General features: G+C 48.3%; 17 protein-coding genes. 11 read left to right on the plus strand and 6 right to left on the minus strand.

Annotated elements, in window-relative coordinates:
* Positions 1–8: 8 nt before the first annotated feature.
* Positions 9–233 carry a DNA-directed RNA polymerase subunit omega gene (gene rpoZ, locus THIAE_RS00315; protein WP_006459695.1) on the minus strand — a complete coding sequence of 75 codons (225 nt, stop codon included), beginning with the start codon at positions 231–233 and terminating at the stop codon, positions 9–11.
* A gap of 98 nt (positions 234–331) precedes the next feature.
* On the opposite strand from rpoZ, the gene THIAE_RS00320 reads away from it, so the two are divergent.
* Together THIAE_RS00320 and THIAE_RS00325 are read left to right on the plus strand one after the other, a co-directional pair.
* Entirely contained in the window at positions 332–1,156 is an 825-nt protein-coding gene (locus THIAE_RS00320) for a mechanosensitive ion channel family protein (protein ID WP_006459694.1), read from the plus strand.
* Positions 1,153–1,692: a gamma carbonic anhydrase family protein gene (locus THIAE_RS00325; RefSeq protein ID WP_006459693.1), complete on the plus strand. Its 540-nt coding sequence runs from the start codon at positions 1,153–1,155 to the stop codon at positions 1,690–1,692. The genes THIAE_RS00320 and THIAE_RS00325 overlap by 4 nt, the downstream gene beginning before the upstream one ends.
* On the opposite strand, the gene aroE is transcribed toward THIAE_RS00325, so the two are convergent.
* Positions 1,670–2,518 (minus strand): shikimate dehydrogenase, encoded by an 849-nt coding sequence (gene aroE, locus THIAE_RS00330; protein ID WP_006459692.1) that lies wholly within the window; start codon positions 2,516–2,518, stop codon positions 1,670–1,672. The two genes, THIAE_RS00325 and aroE, sit on opposite strands and share 23 nt — an antisense overlap.
* Positions 2,515–3,525, minus strand: a complete 1,011-nt coding sequence (gene hemB / locus THIAE_RS00335) for a porphobilinogen synthase (protein WP_006459691.1) — start codon at positions 3,523–3,525, stop codon at positions 2,515–2,517. The genes aroE and hemB overlap by 4 nt, the downstream gene beginning before the upstream one ends.
* Before the next feature lie 373 nt (positions 3,526–3,898).
* On the opposite strand from hemB, the gene soxC reads away from it, so the two are divergent.
* From soxC to pgm, 6 genes are all read left to right on the plus strand, one after another.
* A complete protein-coding gene (gene soxC / locus THIAE_RS00340; protein ID WP_006459690.1) occupies positions 3,899–5,254 on the plus strand; it encodes a sulfite dehydrogenase in 1,356 nt (451 codons plus the stop codon).
* Complete coding sequence (locus tag THIAE_RS00345; protein WP_006459689.1) at positions 5,241–6,350, plus strand: c-type cytochrome; 1,110 nt, start codon at positions 5,241–5,243, stop codon at positions 6,348–6,350. The genes soxC and THIAE_RS00345 overlap by 14 nt, the downstream gene beginning before the upstream one ends.
* A gap of 133 nt (positions 6,351–6,483) precedes the next feature.
* Positions 6,484–7,482, plus strand: a complete 999-nt coding sequence (locus tag THIAE_RS00350) for a homoserine kinase (RefSeq protein WP_239232383.1) — start codon at positions 6,484–6,486, stop codon at positions 7,480–7,482.
* Entirely contained in the window at positions 7,473–8,372 is a 900-nt protein-coding gene (locus tag THIAE_RS00355; protein ID WP_006459687.1) for a diguanylate cyclase, read from the plus strand. Before THIAE_RS00350 ends, THIAE_RS00355 begins: the two co-directional genes overlap by 10 nt.
* Before the next feature lie 51 nt (positions 8,373–8,423).
* A complete protein-coding gene (locus THIAE_RS00360) occupies positions 8,424–10,673 on the plus strand; it encodes an NADP-dependent isocitrate dehydrogenase (RefSeq protein ID WP_006459686.1) in 2,250 nt (749 codons plus the stop codon).
* Positions 10,663–12,306, plus strand: a complete 1,644-nt coding sequence (gene pgm, locus THIAE_RS00365; protein WP_006459685.1) for a phosphoglucomutase (alpha-D-glucose-1,6-bisphosphate-dependent) — start codon at positions 10,663–10,665, stop codon at positions 12,304–12,306. Before THIAE_RS00360 ends, pgm begins: the two co-directional genes overlap by 11 nt.
* On the opposite strand, the gene THIAE_RS00370 is transcribed toward pgm, so the two are convergent.
* Both THIAE_RS00370 and xthA read right to left on the minus strand, forming a co-directional pair.
* Positions 12,303–12,983 (minus strand): FAD-binding oxidoreductase, encoded by a 681-nt coding sequence (locus THIAE_RS00370; protein ID WP_006459684.1) that lies wholly within the window; start codon positions 12,981–12,983, stop codon positions 12,303–12,305. The genes pgm and THIAE_RS00370 overlap by 4 nt on opposite strands.
* Before the next feature lie 24 nt (positions 12,984–13,007).
* Positions 13,008–13,835: an exodeoxyribonuclease III gene (gene xthA, locus THIAE_RS00375; RefSeq protein WP_006459683.1), complete on the minus strand. Its 828-nt coding sequence runs from the start codon at positions 13,833–13,835 to the stop codon at positions 13,008–13,010.
* Between the two features lie 124 nt (positions 13,836–13,959).
* Between xthA and purU the strand changes: the two genes are divergently transcribed.
* Complete coding sequence (gene purU / locus THIAE_RS00380) at positions 13,960–14,817, plus strand: formyltetrahydrofolate deformylase (RefSeq protein ID WP_006459682.1); 858 nt, start codon at positions 13,960–13,962, stop codon at positions 14,815–14,817.
* On the opposite strand, the gene THIAE_RS00385 is transcribed toward purU, so the two are convergent.
* Entirely contained in the window at positions 14,807–17,056 is a 2,250-nt protein-coding gene (locus THIAE_RS00385) for a tRNA(Met) cytidine acetyltransferase TmcA (RefSeq protein WP_006459681.1), read from the minus strand. The two genes, purU and THIAE_RS00385, sit on opposite strands and share 11 nt — an antisense overlap.
* A 77-nt stretch (positions 17,057–17,133) precedes the next feature.
* Between THIAE_RS00385 and mnmC the strand changes: the two genes are divergently transcribed.
* Together mnmC and THIAE_RS00395 are read left to right on the plus strand one after the other, a co-directional pair.
* A complete protein-coding gene (mnmC, locus tag THIAE_RS00390; RefSeq protein ID WP_006459680.1) occupies positions 17,134–18,420 on the plus strand; it encodes an FAD-dependent 5-carboxymethylaminomethyl-2-thiouridine(34) oxidoreductase MnmC in 1,287 nt (428 codons plus the stop codon).
* Positions 18,414–20,042, plus strand: a complete 1,629-nt coding sequence (locus tag THIAE_RS00395) for a hypothetical protein (protein WP_006459679.1) — start codon at positions 18,414–18,416, stop codon at positions 20,040–20,042. Before mnmC ends, THIAE_RS00395 begins: the two co-directional genes overlap by 7 nt.
* Positions 20,043–20,099: the final 57 nt, after the last annotated feature.

Here is a 20,099-nt window from a genome sequence, read left to right on the forward strand (position 1 = left end):
GCCTTCGATTAGCTAAAGTAAGGCGGGGTGTCTGGGTCAGCTAGGATAACCGATGGCTCAACGAGGTTTTCAGCCAATTCACGCAAAGCGACAACGGTAGGCTTGTCATTTTCCCAGGCCACACAGGCATCGGCACCATTGCCTAATTGACGGGCGCGCTTGGCACTTACTAATACGAGTTCAAAGCGGTTTTCAACATTTTGTAAGCAGTCTTCGACGGTTACGCGAGCCATGGCAGCATCCTTTGTAAGAAATTAGAAAAAACATAACACATTATTATAAGGTATATTAGTGTCAGATTGTATTTTAAGCTAAGTATCCGGGAGGAATAATGAATTTCGAGCTAATAATGTATGACTATGTGGTGCCTTTCAGCATCAAGATTATTGTCGCGTTGATTGCGTTTTATGTGGGCCATAAACTGATTAATTACGCTATGCAGCTGCTGCAAAAGGCGCTGGCGACGTTTAAAGTAGAGCTAATATTGCAGGAGTTTGTGAAGTCGATTGCGCGAGTGCTCTTGTACGTTTTGCTCGCACTGGCTGTTTTAGGCTATCTTGGTTTTGATACCACGTCAGTCATTGCTTTATTAGCGGCCGCAGGCCTGGCGGTGGGCTTGGCACTCAAAGACTCGTTGAATAATTTTGCATCTGGTGTGATGTTAATTTTAACCCAGCCTTTTAAAGTCGGTGACTTTGTTGAAGTGGCCGGTCAAATGGGGGTGGCAGAAAAAATTACCCTGCTTAATACCGTGATGCGCACCGGTGACAACCGTGAGATTACTGTGCCGAATGGTCAAATCTATCGTGATAAGCTGGTTAATTATTCTGCACGCAGCACCCGTCGTATTGATTTGATTTTTGGCATTAGCTATGACAGCGATTTGCGTAAAGCGAAGCAAATTTTGTTAGATTTAATTGCTGCCGAGCCACGTGCGCACACCGACCCTGAGCCACTGGTCGTTGTGTCGGAGTTGGCCGATAGTAGCGTTAACTTTACCGTGCGTATTTGGGCGGACACCGCGGATTATTGGCCGGTACGTTTTGATTTTATTGAAAAAGTGAAATTAACCTTTGATGAGCAGGGTATTGTGATTCCTTATCCACAAATGGATGTACATATTCAAACCACGGCTGCGACAGAGGGCGTCAAATGACGCTGCGCAGTTATAAGGGCATGCTGCCTGAGTTGGCGGCATCCGCATGGGTCGATCCGTCGGCTCAGGTGATTGGTTCATGTCAGTTGGCGGAGGATGTGAGTATTTGGCCCTGTGCGGTACTGCGTGGTGATGTCAGTGCCATTGAGGTTGGTGCGAGGTCAAATATTCAGGATGGTGCGGTCGTGCATGCGACCCATGCGTCCGAACGTACCCGCGGCTCCATGACGCGTGTTGGTTGTGATGTGACGGTGGGGCATAATGTGGTGTTGCACGGCTGTATTCTAGAGGACGAGTGTCTGATTGGCATGGGCGCCATTGTTTTAGATAATGCGGTCGTGCAAAAACATGTGTTGGTTGGCGCGAACAGTTTAGTGCCAGCAGGCAAGGTGTTGAAAAGCGGTTATTTATATTTAGGTTCACCGGTAAAGCAGATGCGTCCGCTTACCGATGAAGAAAAAGCCTTTTTTAAATACTCCGCAGCGCATTACGTTAAGTTGAAGAACGAGTTTGCTACTGAGGATTTGGCTGAATAAGTCGGCGCACTTGTTCGATTACCGGTTTGGTTTTTGGCATTACACCACGCCAAAGGTAAAAGCTTTCAGCCGCCTGGCCGACCAGCATGCCCAAGCCATCCATGCGTTGACACTGGGGTTGATGCTGTTGCGCCCAGTTTAAGAATACGGTGGGTTCAGCACCATACATCATGTCATAGACCAAACTGTTTGACCCGATGACCTGTTCTGACACAGGCGGCAGTTTGCCTTCCAGGCTGGCTGAGGTGCCATTGATAATAATATCAAAGGGTTCGAGCGGAATCTCATCCCAACCGCTGCCGTGAATCGGTACCTCGGTATCAAAACGTTGGCCTAATACCTGTGCGCGTTTGGCGGTGCGGTTGGCAATATGCACCAGGCCTGGTTGTTTGGCCAGCAAGGGTTTTAAAATGCCTTGCACCGCGCCACCGGCACCAATAATCAGTACTTTTTTATCTTTAAACGGCCGCAAACCATTTTGTTCAATATCCATCACCAGGCCTGCTCCGTCGGTATTGTCGCCGAGGATTTGGCCATTGTCTTGAAACACAAAGGTGTTAACCGCATGGGCGACTTCGGCACGCGGTGTCAGCTCATCGGCTAATTCAAATGCATCGAGCTTGTAAGGCACGGTGATATTTAAACCTTTAAAACCCAACTGCTGGATATAGCGAATTTCATCAATAAAATTCGCATCCTCGGCATCAATGCGGATGGCCTCATACTGCATCGACTGACCGGTTTGTTCGGCAAAGAGCTGATGAATCAGCGGTGATTTAGAGTGGGCAATCGGATCACCCACTACCGCATAACGGTCGATACTCATAAGGCCGCGTCTTCCTCAAGCCATAAGGCTACCTGCTTGGCGTAATAGGTCAAAATGCCATCTGCTCCGGCACGTTTAAAGCACAGCAGGGTTTCCATGGCGACTTGGCGTTCATCGAGCCAGCCGTTTTGTGCGGCGGCTTTAAGCATCGCATACTCGCCACTGACGTGGTAGGCGTAGGTGGGCACTTTAAATTCGCTCTTAATGCGTTGGACGATATCTAGATATGGCAGGCCTGGTTTGACCATCACCATGTCAGCACCTTCATTAATGTCCAGTGCGACCTCGTGCAAGGCTTCGTTGCTATTGGCCGGATCCATTTGATAGTTGGCTTTATTGCTCTTGCCTAAACTGGCGGCTGAACCGACGGCATCACGAAACGGGCCATAGTAGGATGATGCATACTTGGCTGAATAGGCCATAATGCGGGTATTGCGGTGGCCATGATCTTCTAGTAGCTCACGGATTTCGATAATACGCCCGTCCATCATATCCGATGGACCAATGACATCGGCACCGGCTTCGGCGTGGGATAATGCTTGTTTCATCAGTACATCAATGGTGTCATCATTTAATACATAGCCCTTGTCGTCAATAATGCCGTCTTGACCGTGGGTGGTAAAGGGATCTAGGGCGACATCGGTCATAATGCCTAATTCAGGACAGGCGGCCTTGACCGCACGCACCGCACGTTGCGCTAAGCCTTCCGGATTATAAGCTTCTTCAGCATAAAGACTTTTTTGTTCGGCGGGTACCACCGGGAAAATCGCAATCATCGGAATGCCCAGTTCGACCAGTTCTTCCGCTTCTTCGACCAATAGATCAATCGTCAGGCGCTCAACACCCGGCATGGAGGCAACCGGTTCGCGTAAATTAAAGCCTTCAATAACAAACATCGGATAAATCAGGTCGTTGGTGGTGAGGGTGTGCTCACGCATCAGGCGACGTGAAAAATCATCGGCTCGCATGCGGCGCATACGCGTGATCGGGAATTGACGTGTAATCATACAAACCTCATGTTGATATAGTGTTGAGAGTGATAGCGGTGCGCAATTTTTAAGATATTTGATGATACGTGTTCACTTATTAAAAAGAAACCTTTTCAGCTCAAAGATGTGTCACATAGAAAATTTAGTGATACGCATAAAAAATTTATATAAGAAAAAGCTAATTTACGCGACGCTTTTTCTTGATGTCATTGACTAAACAGGTTTATTATAACGGGCCAACATTGTAAGTTTGAGCAGTCGGTAGCGGTCAAATACAATATTTTTTCGTTGTTGGTCTTCATGCTCGGATTAAACTAACAATTGGAATAACAATAACTCTTGAATCTGTGGTGTTGTTACATTTAGAAATGCCAATCAAGGAGCATATAAAATGACAGATAAAGTAGTAGAAAAAGTCGCGGTTCAGACTGAAGAAAGTCGTTCACAAAGCCGTCGTGCTTTCTTAAAAGGGGGCGCTGCTGTTGCAGGGGGTGTTTTATTTACTCAAGCAGCTAGCGCTCGTGAAATCCAATTTGACCCAAAGCGTGCAGTTGCACCTTACGCGGGTCGTGAAGAAATTACCACGGTATTGCAAGACCAAAGCGCGCGTAAAGCGTTGGGCTGGGGTGTTCGTCAATATCCATATGGTATGCCTTCACCTTTCGAGAAAGAAGTACAACGTCGTACCCTTGAGTGGTTGACGCCTGACTCAATGGCTTCTATCACCATGACACCGTTGCAAAGCTTGCACGGTATGATTACGCCGAACGGTCTTCACTTTGAGCGTTACCATGGTGGCGGTATCAACATCAACCCAGATGAGCATCGTTTAGTTATCCATGGTTTAGTTGAGCGTCCATTGATTTTCACTATGGATGATCTAAAGCGTTTCCCAGCAGAATCACGCGTTCTTTTCGCTGAATGTCCGGCTAATGGCGCGATGGAGTGGAAAGGTGTTCAGTTGAACTCTGTACAGTGGACCCACGGTATGATGTCTTGCGTTGAGTGGACAGGTGTTCGTTTGTCTACGCTATTAAAAGAAGCGGGTATCCGTCCTGAAGGCACCTGGTTAATCCCAGAAGGTGCTGATGCTTCTGGTATGGCGCGTTCAATTCCTGTTGAGCTAGGTATGGATGATTGTATGATTGCTTACGCGCAGAACGGCGAAGCACTCCGTCCAGAAAACGGCTATCCAATCCGTTTAGTCGTACCTGGTTGTGAAGCGAACATGTGGGTTAAACACATTCGTCGTATTCAGGTTACTGACAAGCCACTTCAACACCGTGAAGAAACCTCTAAGTATACTGAGTTAATGCCTGACGGTACTGTTCAGAACATGTCTTTCTACATGGAAGCTAACTCGGTAATTACTTACCCATCTCCAGACTTCAAAATGCAAGGCCCAGGCCGCTATGTAGCTAAGGGTATTGCTTGGTCAGGTCGTGGTAAAGTTGATCACGTTGACATCACGTTCGACGGTGGTCGTAACTGGACTGAAGCGAAATTAACGTCAGCGGTATTGCCAAAAGCTTGGACTCGTTTTGAGCTTGAATTTGACTGGGACGGTAGCGAGTTACTCATGATGAGCCGTACAACGGATGAAACAGGTTATGTACAGCCAAACATGCCGCAAATGCGTGAAATTGAAGGTACTAACAACGTTTACCACCGTACTGCGATGGTTACTTGGAAAATCCACGCCCACAACAGCGAATTTGGAGGCATGATTGAAAATGTTCAATTCTAAAAAGACCCTTGTTGCATCAGCGGTTTCTGGTGCGTTATTAATGTCTGGCATGGCATTTGCCATGTCTGACAAGCCAGCCGAAGGTGCTCAAGTTGGCGCTTTTGTTACACCCGATGCCAGTGCTAACCCTGAATTAACAGGCGTACGTGGTTTTCCAGAAAACTGGCGTGAAATTGTTGACGCAGCAGATGGTCGTTACCTAGATGCGCAAGTTGTGCGCGCAATTCTAGGTGACAACACGCGTCAGCGTTTGGTTGAAAAAATGGACCCAGCTAACCCCTACTCTTTTGAAGTCCATGATTCAATCGACGGCGGTCCACACGGCAACATGCAGTGTAAAATTCCTGAAGCATTCGTAGATGTTTGGGCGCGTGCAGAAGAAAACTACTACAACGATACAACATTTGTTGCTTATGGGTTTGGTACGCCAATCGCTGAAGAAGCCTTGTCTGTATGGAAAATTCATGTTGACGCAAGTGGTAATGGTTTACCTTCATTAGACGTGGGTATGACTGTTCAGCAGGGTGGCGATATGTACATCCAGTTCTGTGCAGTTTGTCACGGTGAATTTGGTGAAGGTGCACGTGGTTATCTTCCGCTTTCTGAGGGGGATCCATTACCATTGGTTACTTCAGACTTCAACGACCCAGCACCGATTAAGACAGTAGGCAACTACTGGCCATACGCCACGACCTTGTTTGATTACAACCGTCGTGCTATGCCTTTCTGGACGCCTAACATGCCAGCCATTGGTGACGCAGGTTACATGGGTATTACCGGTTATATCCTTCAAATGAACGATATTCCGTTAGATGATCAAGGCACGCGTATTCAGGATGATGATTTCTTTAACGCAGAAATGTTAATGCAGGCTAACAAGTATATGCCTAACGCAGGTAACTTCTTCTGTGATCACCGTCCAGTTATCGCGAACGACCGTTGTATGAGTGATTGCCCAGACTACATGGTGGGTGATGGTACAGGTGATATCACTAGCTACCGTACAGCAAACCGTCTGCCAGATGGTACGCCACAGTACAACGTTGAACAGCGTATTGGTGTTGACGCACCAGGCGTTGGTCATCACGGAATGTAAGTACTACATTCTTACGTAATATCGTTATATTTTATAACACCTCTCTAGCAAGAAAGCCCGCCCCGAACAGCGGGCTTTTCTTTTTCAACAAGACGCCCAGCTCCTAGCAAATAGGCTTGCTAAATGTGCTAGAATGTCTGTATTTCATGGTTGGGAATGCCTGTCAATGTCTGTTTATACCAAGGTTGCACCTGAGCAACTCGTTGAGTTTTTAGCAAAATATTCTGTCGGCAAGTTAGTAAGTTACCAGGGCATTAGTGCAGGAATAGAAAATACTAATTATTTTGTTGATACTGATCAATCTAGATTTGTGTTAACAATTTTTGAGCATCACCAGGCGGACGAGTTAAGTTATTTTCTCAATATTATGGCGTTTATGGCCGAACAAGGTATTCCAACTGCACACCCTCAGGCAGATTTAGCGGGAAATTATCTTAACCATCTCTGCGGCAAGCCTGCGGCACTAGTAGAGCGTCTGCCCGGTAATACCTTAACCCAGCCTAATTTGAAGCAATGTCAAGTGATGGCTAGTACCCTTGCAAGGTTTCACCAAGAAGGCATGACCTTTCCCTTTTATCGAGCTAATGATCGTAGTCTTGATTGGGCGCAGCAAACCTTCGAGTTGATAAAAACTGCGATAACAGAGCAACAATTAGCATTAATTAATGATGAGATTGCTTTTCAGCAGCAAATAGATTGGACTCCGATGCCTCAGAGTGTTATCCATGCTGATTTATTTACCGATAACGCCATGTTTGATGGTGAGAAGCTAACTGGTATTATTGATTTGTATTATGCTTGCCAAGGCGCTTGTTTGTATGATTTAGCAGTTATGGTAAATGACTGGTGTAGAAATTCGCAACATGACCTGGAGCCCACAAAAGTAGAGGCCGTATTGACGGCCTATGACAAGGTGAGACCGCTAACAGACCAAGAACAGGCCTGCTGGCCAGCTGCATTGCGCTTAGCCGCTCTGAGGTTTTACCTTTCGCGTTTAAAAGATGCCATAATGCCAAGGGAAGGCGAGATAACCATGATTAAAGATCCTAAGGTGTTCGAAACCTTATTGATTGCGCATCGCAAGAAAGCAAAAAGATTGCCCCTAAACGGAGATTTAAAACCATGTCACTAAGCTTGCCACTTGTTCTGATTGTGGATGATATGAAGTCGAATCGACAAATTTTAGCCAGTGCATTGGATGAAGATTATGAAGTTGTTACGGCCGAGTCTGGAGCTGAGTGCGTAGAATACTGTCAGAAGACCCTGCCCGATTTAGTATTGTTAGATATTGTGATGAAGGACATGGATGGTTATGAGGTTTGTAAGGAATTAAAATCAAATAGCAAAACTCAGGCAATACCGATTATTTTTGTTACGGCACTAACAGAGCCAGACCAAGAAGAAAAAGGGCTGAATCTTGGTGCAGTCGACTATATCACCAAGCCTTTTCACTTGCCTATTATAAAGGCTCGTGTTCGTAATCATATGATGTTAAAAAAGAAAACGGACATGCTAGAAGCCCTATCAAATATTGATGGTCTTACGCATGTTGCTAATCGCCGTAAAATGACTGAGGTTTTTAATGCTGAGAAAAATCGTTGTAAACGAAGCAATTTACCTTTGTCTGTAATTATGTTGGACATCGATTATTTCAAAATGTTTAATGATCATTATGGTCATGGTTTAGGTGATCAATGTTTGGAAAAAGTCGCAGCGGCTATTTCTGATACGATCAAACGCCCTGCCGACTTAGTCGCTCGTTATGGTGGTGAGGAGTTTGCAGTTATTCTTCCAGAAACAGCGCTTGATGGTGCGAAGAAAGTGGCTGAAAAAATTCAACGTGCCATTTTAGACCTAAAGATCTCTCATGCGCCCTCTCCTGTCGGCCCCCATGTCACAGCCAGCTTAGGTGTTGCATCCAGTGAGTTAGGCGAAGGTGAGTATGAATTTATTCTAAAGCGAGCAGACTTTGCGTTATATGAGGCTAAAAAATCAGGGCGCAACCGCGTATGTGTTACCTAAAAGCCTCATGTACCTAATTATCTTCAAGCCTATTTTGTAAAAGGATTCGCTATGACTCAACCCCCCACTATTATCTATACCCACACTGATGAAGCGCCTGCTTTAGCAACCTATTCTTTACTTCCGATTATTCAAACCTTTACCGCCGCCGCGGGTGTTGCTGTCACCACGCGTGATATTTCCTTAGCCGGACGGATTTTGGCACAGTTTAATGATTATTTAACACCTGAACAGCAAATCTCAGATGCGCTAACGGAGCTGGGTGAGCTTGCTAAAACGCCGGCCGCAAATATTATTAAGCTGCCTAATATTTCGGCTTCTATTCCACAATTGACCGGTGCGATTGCGGAGTTGCAAGCCCAGGGTTATGCCGTGCCAGATTATCCGGCTAACCCCCAAAATGAGCAAGAGCGCGATATTAAGGCACGCTATGCCAAGGTGCTTGGCTCAGCAGTTAATCCAGTGCTGCGTGAAGGCAACTCAGATCGTCGCGTGGCCGGACCGGTTAAAGCCTATGCTAAAGCACACCCTCACAGCATGGGCGCTTGGGCAAAGGATTCTAAGTCGCACGTTGCGCACATGCAGGCTGATGACTTTTATGGCTCTGAGTTATCTTATGTGTCGCCGACCGAGGACTCAGTACGTATTGAGTTTCATGGTGAAGACGGTCAAATTACAGTATTAAAAAACAAAACCCGTTTACAAGCCGGCGAAGTGATTGATGCATCGGTGATGCGGGTCGCGGCTTTACGTGCTTTTTTAGCAGCTCAGCTTGCCGATGCTAAGGCGCAAGGTGTGCTGTTTTCGGTGCATTTAAAAGCCACGATGATGAAGGTATCTGATCCAATTATGTTTGGCCATGCTGTAGAAGTGTATTTTGCTGAGGTGTTCGAGCGCTTTGCTGATACCTTTAATAAACTTGGCATTTCAGCGCGTAATGGTTTGGGCGATGTCTATCAAAAAATTAAAACCTTACCTGCTGCTGAGCGCGAAGCGATTGAGCAGGCGTTGGCAGCATGTATGGCTGAAGGCCCTGCCATTGCCATGGTCGATTCTGATAAAGGGATTACCAATTTACATGTTCCCAGTGATGTGATTATTGATGCATCAATGCCAGCGGCGATTCGCAGCTCAGGTCAGATGTGGAATGCACAGGGTCAGCTGCAGGATATGAAAGCGATTATTCCGGATCGCTGCTATGCCGGAGTGTATCAACAAACAATTGAGTTTTGTAAAGCCAATGGTGCGTTTGATCCAGCGACTATGGGCACGGTGCCCAATGTCGGTTTGATGGCGCAAAAAGCCGAAGAGTATGGTTCGCATGATAAAACCTTTGAAATCCCAGCTGCCGGTTCGGTGCAGGTGATAAACGAAGCCGGGGTGGTGATCTTCGAACATAAGGTAGCCAAGGGTGATATTTGGCGGATGTGTCAAACAAAAGACATAGCGATTCAGGATTGGGTAAAGCTGGCGGTCACGCGGGCACGCCTAACCAATACCCCGGCGATTTTTTGGCTAGATTCACAGCGCCCACATGATGCGAACTTAATTAAGAAAGTTGAAAACGCCTTGGGTATGCTCGATATCGAAGGTTTAGAGCTGGAGATTTTAACTCCGGTTGATGCGACGGCTAAGACACTGGCGCGGGCGAAGGCCGGTTTAGATACTATTTCGGTGACTGGTAATGTGCTGCGTGATTATTTAACCGACTTGTTCCCGATTTTAGAGCTAGGCACCAGCGCTAAAATGCTGTCAATTGTACCCTTGTTGGCCGGAGGCGGGTTATTTGAAACCGGTGCTGGTGGGTCTGCACCCAAGCATGTACAACAATTGGTGCAAGAAAACTTTTTACGTTGGGATTCGCTAGGGGAGTTTTTAGCACTCGCTGTGTCCCTGGAGCATTTAGCGCAACAAACCGATAACCCGCGCATTCAGGTGTTAGTGGATAGCTTAAATCAAGCGACCAGTCGTTTTCTTCAGGAAAACCGTTCACCAGGTCGCAAGCTGGGCGAGTTAGATAATCGTGGCAGTCATGTTTATTTGGCGACCTATTGGGCGCAAGCTTTAGCCGAGCAACAGGTTGATCAAGCTTTGCAACAGCAGTTCGAACCCTTGGCAGCGCAGTTAAATAGTCAATTAGATGCCATTTTAGCTGAACTAGCGGCCGTACAAGGTCAGTCGGTTGATCTAGGGGGTTATTACCATCCCGATGCAACGAAAGCGGCGGCTGCGATGCGTCCCAGTGGGTTATTTAACGCTGCATTGGCACAACTTGCCCAAGGAGTGAGTCATGGCGCTTAATCCATTAGCCGGCCAGCCGGTGCCAGCCGAAAAGCTGGACAATATCCCGCAGTTGATGGTTGATTATTATGCACGTCAACCGGATGTCAGTCGCCCAGAGCAAGCGGTCGGTTTTGGCACCTCGGGTCATCGTGGTTGCAGCTCAGAGTCCAGTTTTAATGATGGCCATATCGCCGCGATTTGTCAGGCATTAGTGGAATACCGTCAGGGTGCGGGCATTGATGGGCCATTATTTTTGGGCATGGATACGCATGCACTATCAGAAGCGGCCCAAGCCACTGCGCTTGAGGTGCTCAGTGCCAATGGAGTCACCGTTTATATTCAAGGGTGCGGACGTTATACACCGACACCGGTGATTTCCCATGCCATTATTCGTCATAATCGTGGACGTAACCGTGGTTGGGCGGATGGTATAGTTATTACACCGTCGCATAATCCGCCCCGTGATGGCGGTTTTAAATATAATCCACCTAATGGTGGGCCGGCCGATACCGATGTCACTAAATGGGTGCAGGATCGTGCCAATGCGATTTTACTCGCCGGTGGGCAAGCGATTAAGCGTCAGAGTTTGACCAAAGCCTTAGCCAGTGATTATGTGCAGGCGGTCGATTTGATGATGCCTTACATCGAAACCCTGGGCGAAGTGATTGATATGCAAGCTATTGCTGACTCTGGATTACGTATTGGCGTAGACCCAATGGGTGGAGCAGGTGTTGATTTTTGGCAACCGATCAGCGAGCACTATGGCTTAAACCTGACTCAAGTGAATCACCGTGTCGATCCAACGTTTAGTTTTATGACCTTGGACAAAGATGGCAAAATCCGTATGGATTGCTCGTCACCCTACGCTATGGCCAGTTTGATAAGTCTTAAAGATCAATTTGATATTGCGTTTGGCAATGATCCAGATGTTGATCGTCATGGTATTGTGGCGCCATCAGCAGGCCTGCTTAATCCTAATCACTATTTAGCGGTGGCGATTGAGTATTTATTTAGTCATCGACCGAACTGGTCGGCGCAGGCGGGAATAGGTAAAACGCTGGTGTCCAGCTCGATGATTGACCGTGTGGCAGCGGGTCTTGGGCGTAATTTGGTTGAAGTGCCGGTAGGTTTTAAATGGTTTGTACCAGGCCTGGTGTCCGGTTCACTTGGTTTTGGCGGTGAAGAGTCTGCGGGCGCGTCCTTTTTGGATCGCCAAGGATCAGCTTGGAGTACCGACAAAGATGGGATTATTATGAACTTATTGGCGGCTGAAATGACGGCGGTAACCGGTAAAGATCCTGGAGAGCATTATCAGCGTTTAACCGCGCAATATGGTGCCCCGGTCTATACTCGAGTCGATGCGCCGGCCAATCGTGATCAAAAAGCGCGACTCAGTCAGTTGAGTGCGAATCAGGTTAAAGCGACAGAGTTGGCCGGTCATGCGATTACGACAAAGCTAACTCATGCACCGGGTAATGATGCCGCCATTGGTGGCCTAAAAGTGACCACGGCACAAGGTTGGTTTGCCGCACGGCCATCGGGTACAGAAGATGTTTATAAAATTTATGCTGAATCTTTTGAAGGGCAAGCGCATTTAGACCAGCTGCTTGCCGAAGCGCAACAGATGGTCGATGAGGTCTTGGCTGGTTAGAGTGGTTGAATCCGCTCGGCTGGTAGGCCGGCGGCGATGCAATCCGCCTTTACTGTTTTAATCATTTCCCATGCACCACAGACATAGACTTGGGCGTTGTTCAAGTCTGGATGGTCTGCTAATGCAACCTGATGTACCAGCCCCAGTTTTCCTTGCCAATTGACAGTTTTGGCTTGTTCGTCATTAGACAGCACGGGCACAAAATGGACACGTTCATGCAGGCCTGCGGGCCACCATTGCGGATCACGTAAATAGAAATCTTCTACATAGCTGGCGCCCCAATATAGCCAAGTTGGTTGGGTTAATCCTTGCGCGAGGCGTGCTTCAATCATCGCTTTAATCGGCGCGAGTCCCGTACCACCAGCAATATAAATATTGAGTGGCTGTTCGGGCATCAGTTTCATTTGGTTATGCGGCCCATCAATCCATAGATGATCACCTACCTGTTGTTGGGCCAATTCCTGCAGCCAATCATCGTTGTTAAGACGAATGTGCATTTCTATTAGGCCATCTTCACGTGGTGCATTGGCAATTGAAAAAGGCTTCACGCTATCTGGATGGACCCCCATCATCAAATAATCCCCAGGTGCGTAATTAAATTCGCCTTCGGTTTTGACCCACAACAACAGGGTGTGATCAACCACAAGTTCGCGTTGCATAATTTGGACTGAAATCATGATATTTTCCTTCGAAGCGGTGGTTTAATTAAGGTCAAAATCCGACCAAACTGGCGCATGGTCAGAGGGTTTTTCAAGGCTGCGAATGCTATAGCCAATATCGCTGGCGACCACTTTGGCGGCTAAGGGTGCGGTGGCTAATAGCGTGTCAATGCGCAGCCCACGTTTAGGTGAATCTTCAAAGCCTTTGGAGCGGTAGTCAAACCAGCTAAACTTGTCGTTTGAATCAGGGTGGCAGCAACGATAAGTATCTTGCAAGCCCCAGTTTAGTAGGTTTTGCCATAATTCGCGTTCTTCTGGTAAAAAACTAGTTTTGCCGGTTTTTAGCCAGCGCAAACGATTAGCTTCGCCGATGCCAATGTCTATGTCTTGCGGTGAAATATTAAAATCGCCCATCACAATCAGGTTTTGCTCGGGTGAGCAATCGGTGTTTAAGTACGCCATTAAATCAGCATAGAAAGCCAGTTTGGCGGGAAACTTAATCGGATGTTCGCGGTTTTCACCCTGTGGAAAATAGCCGTTAATGACGCGCAGGTTGTCACCTGCTGGCGTGGTAAAGTCGCCAATAATCATCCGTTTTTGGGCGCTGTCATCATCGGTTAGCCAGCCTTTTTGTAGCTTGGTCAGGGTGAGGTGCGGTTTATATAGCATCGCGACACCATAGTGGGTTTTTTGGCCACAAAATTCGGCACGGTAGCCTAGAGCTTCAATGGCCTCGAGTGGAAATTCATGGTCTTGCACTTTGGTTTCTTGCAGACCAATTATATCTGGCGCTTGTTCTGCAACTAGCGCTTCGAGTTGATGTTGGCGCATCCGCACACTGTTGACATTAAATGAGACGACTTTGAGCATAAGAATAGGGTTTTATTGTTAAATTAAACTAATTTGTGAGTATAACATAGAAGAAAAGCGCGAAATGAGTAGCCATTTGCTATCATGTGCTGATTTTACAGCATGATGTTTTAGGAGTAGTGGTGTGGAGCGTGTTTATCGTTTAGTGATGTCTTGTCCAGATCAGGTCGGCATTGTGGCCAAAGTCGCCGGTTTTATTGCCGAACAGGGTGCCAACATTGTGGAGGCGAATCACCATACCGATGCTGGCAATGGTTGGTTTTTTATGCGCCATGAGATTTTGGCCAGCTCAGTGCCTTTTGAGCTTGCCGAGTTTGAAGCCAAGTTTGCACCGATTGCTGAACAGTTCCAAATGAGTTGGTTTATCAGTGATTCAGCTCGACCTAAGCGTATTGCGCTGTTTGCCAGTAAAGAGGCGCATTGTTTGGCGGATTTGCTTTATCGTTGGCATGATGGCGATTTACCGGGTGATGTGGTCTGTGTTATTGCCAATCATAATGATTTACGGGCGATGGTAGAGTGGCATCAGATTCCGTTTCACCATGTGCCGGTGACGCCGGATACCAAGCCCGCGGCCTTTGCTGAAGCCGAGCGTTTAGTCGCGCATTATCAGGTCGATGTGATTGTGTTAGCACGTTATATGCAAATATTGCCGCCGCAAATGTGTGCCGATTATGCGGGTCGGGTGATTAATATTCACCATAGCTTTTTGCCCTCTTTTGTGGGCGCAAAACCCTATCATCAAGCCTATGAGCGCGGCGTAAAGCTGATTGGAGCAACCTGCCATTATGTGACTGAAGAGTTGGATGCCGGGCCGATTATTGAGCAGGATGTGATTCGAGTCAGCCATGCCCATTCAATTGAAGAAATGCGCCGTTTAGGTCGCGATGTGGAAAAAACCACTTTGGCGCGCGGGCTGCGTTTTCATTTAGAAGATCGCGTATTAATTCACGGTAACAAAACGGTGGTCTTTAGTCAGTAAGGCTTCTTAGAAGGCGCGTTTTTAACAGCCCTTCTAAACCCTTACGTCCCAGTGGTTGTTGGCCGGGCTGTAGTGTCCAGGCCTGGCGCGTGCGCGACCAATCCCATCCTTGTGCTTTCCACTGCCACAAGGCCGCCTCTGGCCATTGCCATTTTGCTTCGGGTTGTTGCTTAAACCAGTCTATCAACAGACCACTTATTGCTTCATAAGGTCGCAGACCTTGTGCATAATCTTTCAACGCGTGCTGGCGTTGTGAATTTGAAATCTTTTGCCAAGGGTGGCTTTGCCAGTCTGGCTGTGTGTGCCAAATGAATTGCCAGGCCTGCTGTTCCGCGTTGCTGACTAAGTCATGGCTGAGTGGGTGATATTCGTGCTGCAGCGCTGGCCACTGTGCTTTAAACCAATCTTGGATTTGTTGATAAGCCTTGGCCAAGTTGGTTGCTTTAGGGGGTGTCATCATCATCAGGTTGCAACGCCCCGATGCGGCATCAGGTTGCACACCGAGATGCAGGGTGTGAAAGCCGCAGTCAGACCAAAAACGCCATAATGCCGGCGTGGCACCAAAACTGACAGTAAAACTATCTATTGAGCTGTTTGTGGGGTGACTTTGCCAATAGGCGACCAGTTGCTTGCCTAAGCCTTGGTGGCGATAAGGATTGGCAATCGCTATACGGGTACAGCGAGCATAGCGTCCACTGTAGAGTTCAGGTGTTTGGTGGTGTTGGCGCAGTTTTTGGGTGACAAGATGACCTTGCAGGCGTCGGTGTGGTCCCCAATCGGGTAAAGGGCCTTCTAAAATGGCCCAGAGTGCACCGGTGAGTTGCGTACCTTGCCAAATCAGTGCGAGTTGCAAGTTAGGTGCACTGCACAGCAGTTGCCAATCGCGTGGGCGGGTCTGATAGTGACTGTCGGTAAGAAGGGCAAAAACCTGCGCCCGTTGCGTGTGTGATAATGCCTGCGGGGTAACACATTGCCAACTCAGCCGATTTAAATCAAGCTTTGCACAGTCTGGATTTGGTCTTGCAGATTGATTTATCTTTCGCGTGTGACCGCTTAATAAGCCGACCAAATGTTCTAAAGGGTCGTTGGCTTGCCAGCGTAACGGCTGGGCGAGCTGATAGCCTTGCCAGTTGGGATAATGATGGTTTAGCCAAGGACGTAAATGCTGTTGCCAGGCCTGCCCCGAGCCTTCATAACCGGATTCGGTACTGCTGATGATACAAGCCGGATAGCGACCTATCAGGGTTTGCAACTGTGGCCAAGGCAAATAGGCGGCCTCATCAATAATTAACAAATCAAGCCTAGGTTGCTCGTTGATGAGCGTATCCGGTGCCCAGCGCGTGACGCGGGCTTGGTGTGGCGATGTGAGTGTTAACCAGGCCTGCTGATGTTGATCGGGGCGCGCACTACAAAGGGCGATAGCATAGTCTTTATCAGCACTGTCTTTGTAAGGCTGGTGCACAAACAACCGGTTGATTAAATGACCTAATAACGTTGATTTACCCCGCCCTCGTTCACCAGTCAAAACTAGCGGAGCGGGTTGGTTGACTTGCGTATTGTGTTGCAGCTGATCAAGCATGTGTTTGAGAAGCTGCGCTTGCTCCTCAGTGAGATCAGGGTGTGAGTGAGATAGGCTGGAGTTCTGCGCTGGCTGAGGCACTAGCACCGGATAAGTAAGCTGCGTAGTGTTTGGGGACGGGTGCAGGGTTTTATCTTCATAAATGACTAAGCTATGCTGCGGGTCACTGACAAGATCGCGCACCCAGGTTTCAAATGCCGGAGCTAAGTGTTCCGTTTGCCAGGGAAAGCTGAGTAGGTTGGCAAGTGGATGCGTTGAGGTGTGGGTGGCTTGGGCTAAATCGCTTGGCTCAGCAGGCATTAGCCAGCAACACACGCCGCCGCCCGGTAATAAACCGGTCGCGATGGCTACACTTTCAATATCTATGCCGCTCTTTAAATCGATCACTAAGCCGGCCTGGTTGGCGGTAAGTGTTTGCCCAAGCTGATGGCGCAGGCTTTGCCGATTCGTTTGATGATTGAGCCAGCAGATGTCGCTTGGCCAGCCAACTAGGTTGTTGGCTGTGGCCTTAAGCAATGCTGTTTGCCAGCCTCGGCTACCGACTAGCGTGATAGAGCTGCGCTGATATGCTTGGTGTTGTGCGAACCAATAAGATTGGATTTGCGTTAATGCAAAGTTTTCATTAATAGCCGTGTTAGAGTCGGTAGAATAATTGGGCATATTTAACTGATTTATTTTGAATTTTTGACACTAACTTTAAACTCTTATTTTGAACTCTAATGAGACCTCATTCTAACATGATGGCTGATAAGGCTAAACCGAAACCCATGTTGCCCTGGTTTGCGCCGCCTGCACCGCGAGCTTGGCCAACTACACCGCACTTGTTGGTGATTGGAGCGGGTTTAGCCGGCAGTGCGGTGGCACAGGTGATGGCCCAAGCAGGCTGGCTGGTAACAGTGGTGGATCAAGCCGAACAACCCGCGCAAGCGGCATCGGGTAATTTAGCTGGTCTGGTGCATCCATTACTCACCGCTGATTGGAATATTCGCAGTCAGTTTTATTGGCAAGGTTTGCAAGCAACCTGGCGCTGGGTAGCCGACTGGGTGGAGCAAGGTCAGGTTATCGGTGATTTATCAGGTTTGCGCCAAGCCTTGCTTAGCGATGAGGATCTACAGATAAGCACCAAATGGCTAACACAACTGGATATACCCAGGGAGTGGGTTAGGGTGGAGGCGGCATCGAGTGCTAACCAACCAGCAGGCCTGGTGTATCGACAAGCGGGTTGGTTGAGTCCACCGTCATTAGTGCAGCGTGCGTTGGATCATCCTTCGATTCGGTTTCAAGGTGGGTTAGAGGTAGAGGCATTGGTCTGGCATGCCTCTTCGCAACAATGGCATATTCGTAGTGGCGCTACGACTTTAAATGCCGATGCAGTGGTCATTGCCACGGGCGCCTTGTCGCGGCTTAACCAGGCCTGGCAACTGCCTATCCGACCGCTTAAAGGTCAAGTAAGTTATATGAATCAACAGGATTGTCCTTATCCCTTAACCGGTGCCATGGCGCATCAAGGTTATACTACCCCGCCAGTAAACGGCTATTGGGTGACGGGGGCGACTTTTGAAGCACCGGATGTGTCGCAAACGACCTCCTTGGCCTCGCATCAAAGCAATGCCGAGAAACTGGCGGCGGTGATACCTGACTGGGGTCTGCCAGCGGCTAGCTTGTGGCAAGGTCGCGTGGGTTTTCGGCCTACTACAGCAGATCATTTACCGATTATTGGTGCCTTACCTGATGCGGATTGGGTTGAGAAAGCCTATTTATCTCAACCGCATAATAAAGCCTTATTCCAATATCCGGCGCAACGCTATCATCCAGCTTTGTGGGTATCGCAAGGGCATGGTGCAAGGGGATTAATGTCAGTGTGGTGGGCGGCCGAGCGTATTCGTGATCAAATACTGGGTGTTTCGTCTGCAGCTGCTGATGCGGAGTCTGAGATGAATAGGTTGGATGCAGCGGTGCATCCGGGGCGTTTTAGGTTGCGTCCTTGGCGCAAAGGTCAACTATCAGGACACACACTATGCTGATCGCTATGAAGGGCGTAATGCTAATGCTGGCGGTGATGCTATTGCATGGCTGTGCTAGCTACAAACAACAAACTGAGCCAGCCAGACAAGCCTTGCTAGTGCAAGATTGGGCGCAGGCAGAACAGGCGTTGGTACGTGATTTAGATGGTCAGCGGCGTGAAAAAATTCTGCTGAATTTAGAACTCGGTATGCTGCGCCATTTGGCCGGTGATTATCAAGCCAGTCATGCCTTGTTTGAGCAAGCCAAAGCCGATGCGGAGCTGGCCCAAACCACTTCGCTAACCGAAGAGTTGCGCGTACTGATGACCAGTCCACGACAACGCATGTATCGTCCGCAAACCTTTGAACGTTTGTTTATTGAATATATCCAAACACTGAATTTCCTTGCCTTGAGCGAAGCTGCAGCAACGTCTGATGAGCAGCGACAAGCGTTAATAGATGCGCGTGTTATGGCGCGTCAAATGGAAGTGCAGCTGAATGATTTAGCCGCGCAAGTGCTGGATTTTCAGGCCGCCGCCGAACAGCGCGAAACGCCTTTTTATCGTCTGCTGGCGATTTTGCGTTTGTTGAATGGCGACTTGTTCGATCGCAGTGACTATGTGTTGCGAGATAACGCGTGGCTGCGCTATGTCACTGGCATGGTCTATGAGCAGCGAGGCGAGTGGTCACCGGCGCGGGTGGCCTATCAACAGGCCGCTCAGCTATATGAGCAGGGTTATAGTGCGCAAATGGGCTTAAATGAGCAGGCGGCACAGCAGGCCTGGTTTGATACCTTGCGCATGATGAAGCGTTTAGGTCAATCGGATTGGCCAAGCCTTGCGGAACAAAAATTATCAACCAAGCAGCAAGCGCTTCTCCAGGCCTGGCAAACGGACTGGGTTGAACTAGTGCAGGTGGTTCATCAAGGCTGGATTCCGCAACGGGGTGAAATGAATGCGATGTTGATTGTAAACCATCGCACCCAGAATATGGAGGTCTATCCGATTATCCTGGCCGCAGGCGATGAAGGGCTTGCGCAGTCGATATGGTTTTATTTGATGTACACCGATAAAGGCCTTGCTCGCTTGGCGCTCAATATTTATCAGGATGGCTTACGCGGGATAGTACGCGGTGCGATTGGCAGCAAAACTTTATTTTTAGGACCGATTTGGCCGCAAGTGCAAGCGGTGGGCTTGGATCGTGCTGCGCAAACCCCCTTGCGGGTGACGATTCCTTATTATGATTTATTGGCTTGGCCGCAGCCAGTTCAACCCAATTTGATGCTGAATGAGCAAGCCTTATCGGCGGTGATGATGGATGCACCTGCCGTGCAGGCGGTGTATGCGCAATTACTCGCGGCAAATGAAGATTTTTATGCCGCCTTGGCGCGTGCCATGATTAAACGTTTAGGGGTGCAGGCCGTAACCCAAGATAATGTCTGGCTGCGCTTAATAGGTGATGTGGCGACATCGGCGACTGAAGCCGCTGAAACACGAAACTGGCAAACCTTGCCGGCTTATATTCATCTGCACCGCCAATGGGCAGAGCCTGGTCAGGTGAGTTGGGTGGATAAGCAGGGACAACAGCAGCAACGCAACCTCGCGCCAGGTGAACGAGTTTGGTTGCCGGTAACTCGTCAGTAATAAAATCGTGAAAATGAGAAGGATTTGCAGGTAAAGTAAATAAATATTGGTAAAATG

It is taken from the genome of Thiomicrospira aerophila AL3, from assembly GCF_000227665.2.
Classification (GTDB): domain Bacteria; phylum Pseudomonadota; class Gammaproteobacteria; order Thiomicrospirales; family Thiomicrospiraceae; genus Thiomicrospira; species Thiomicrospira aerophila.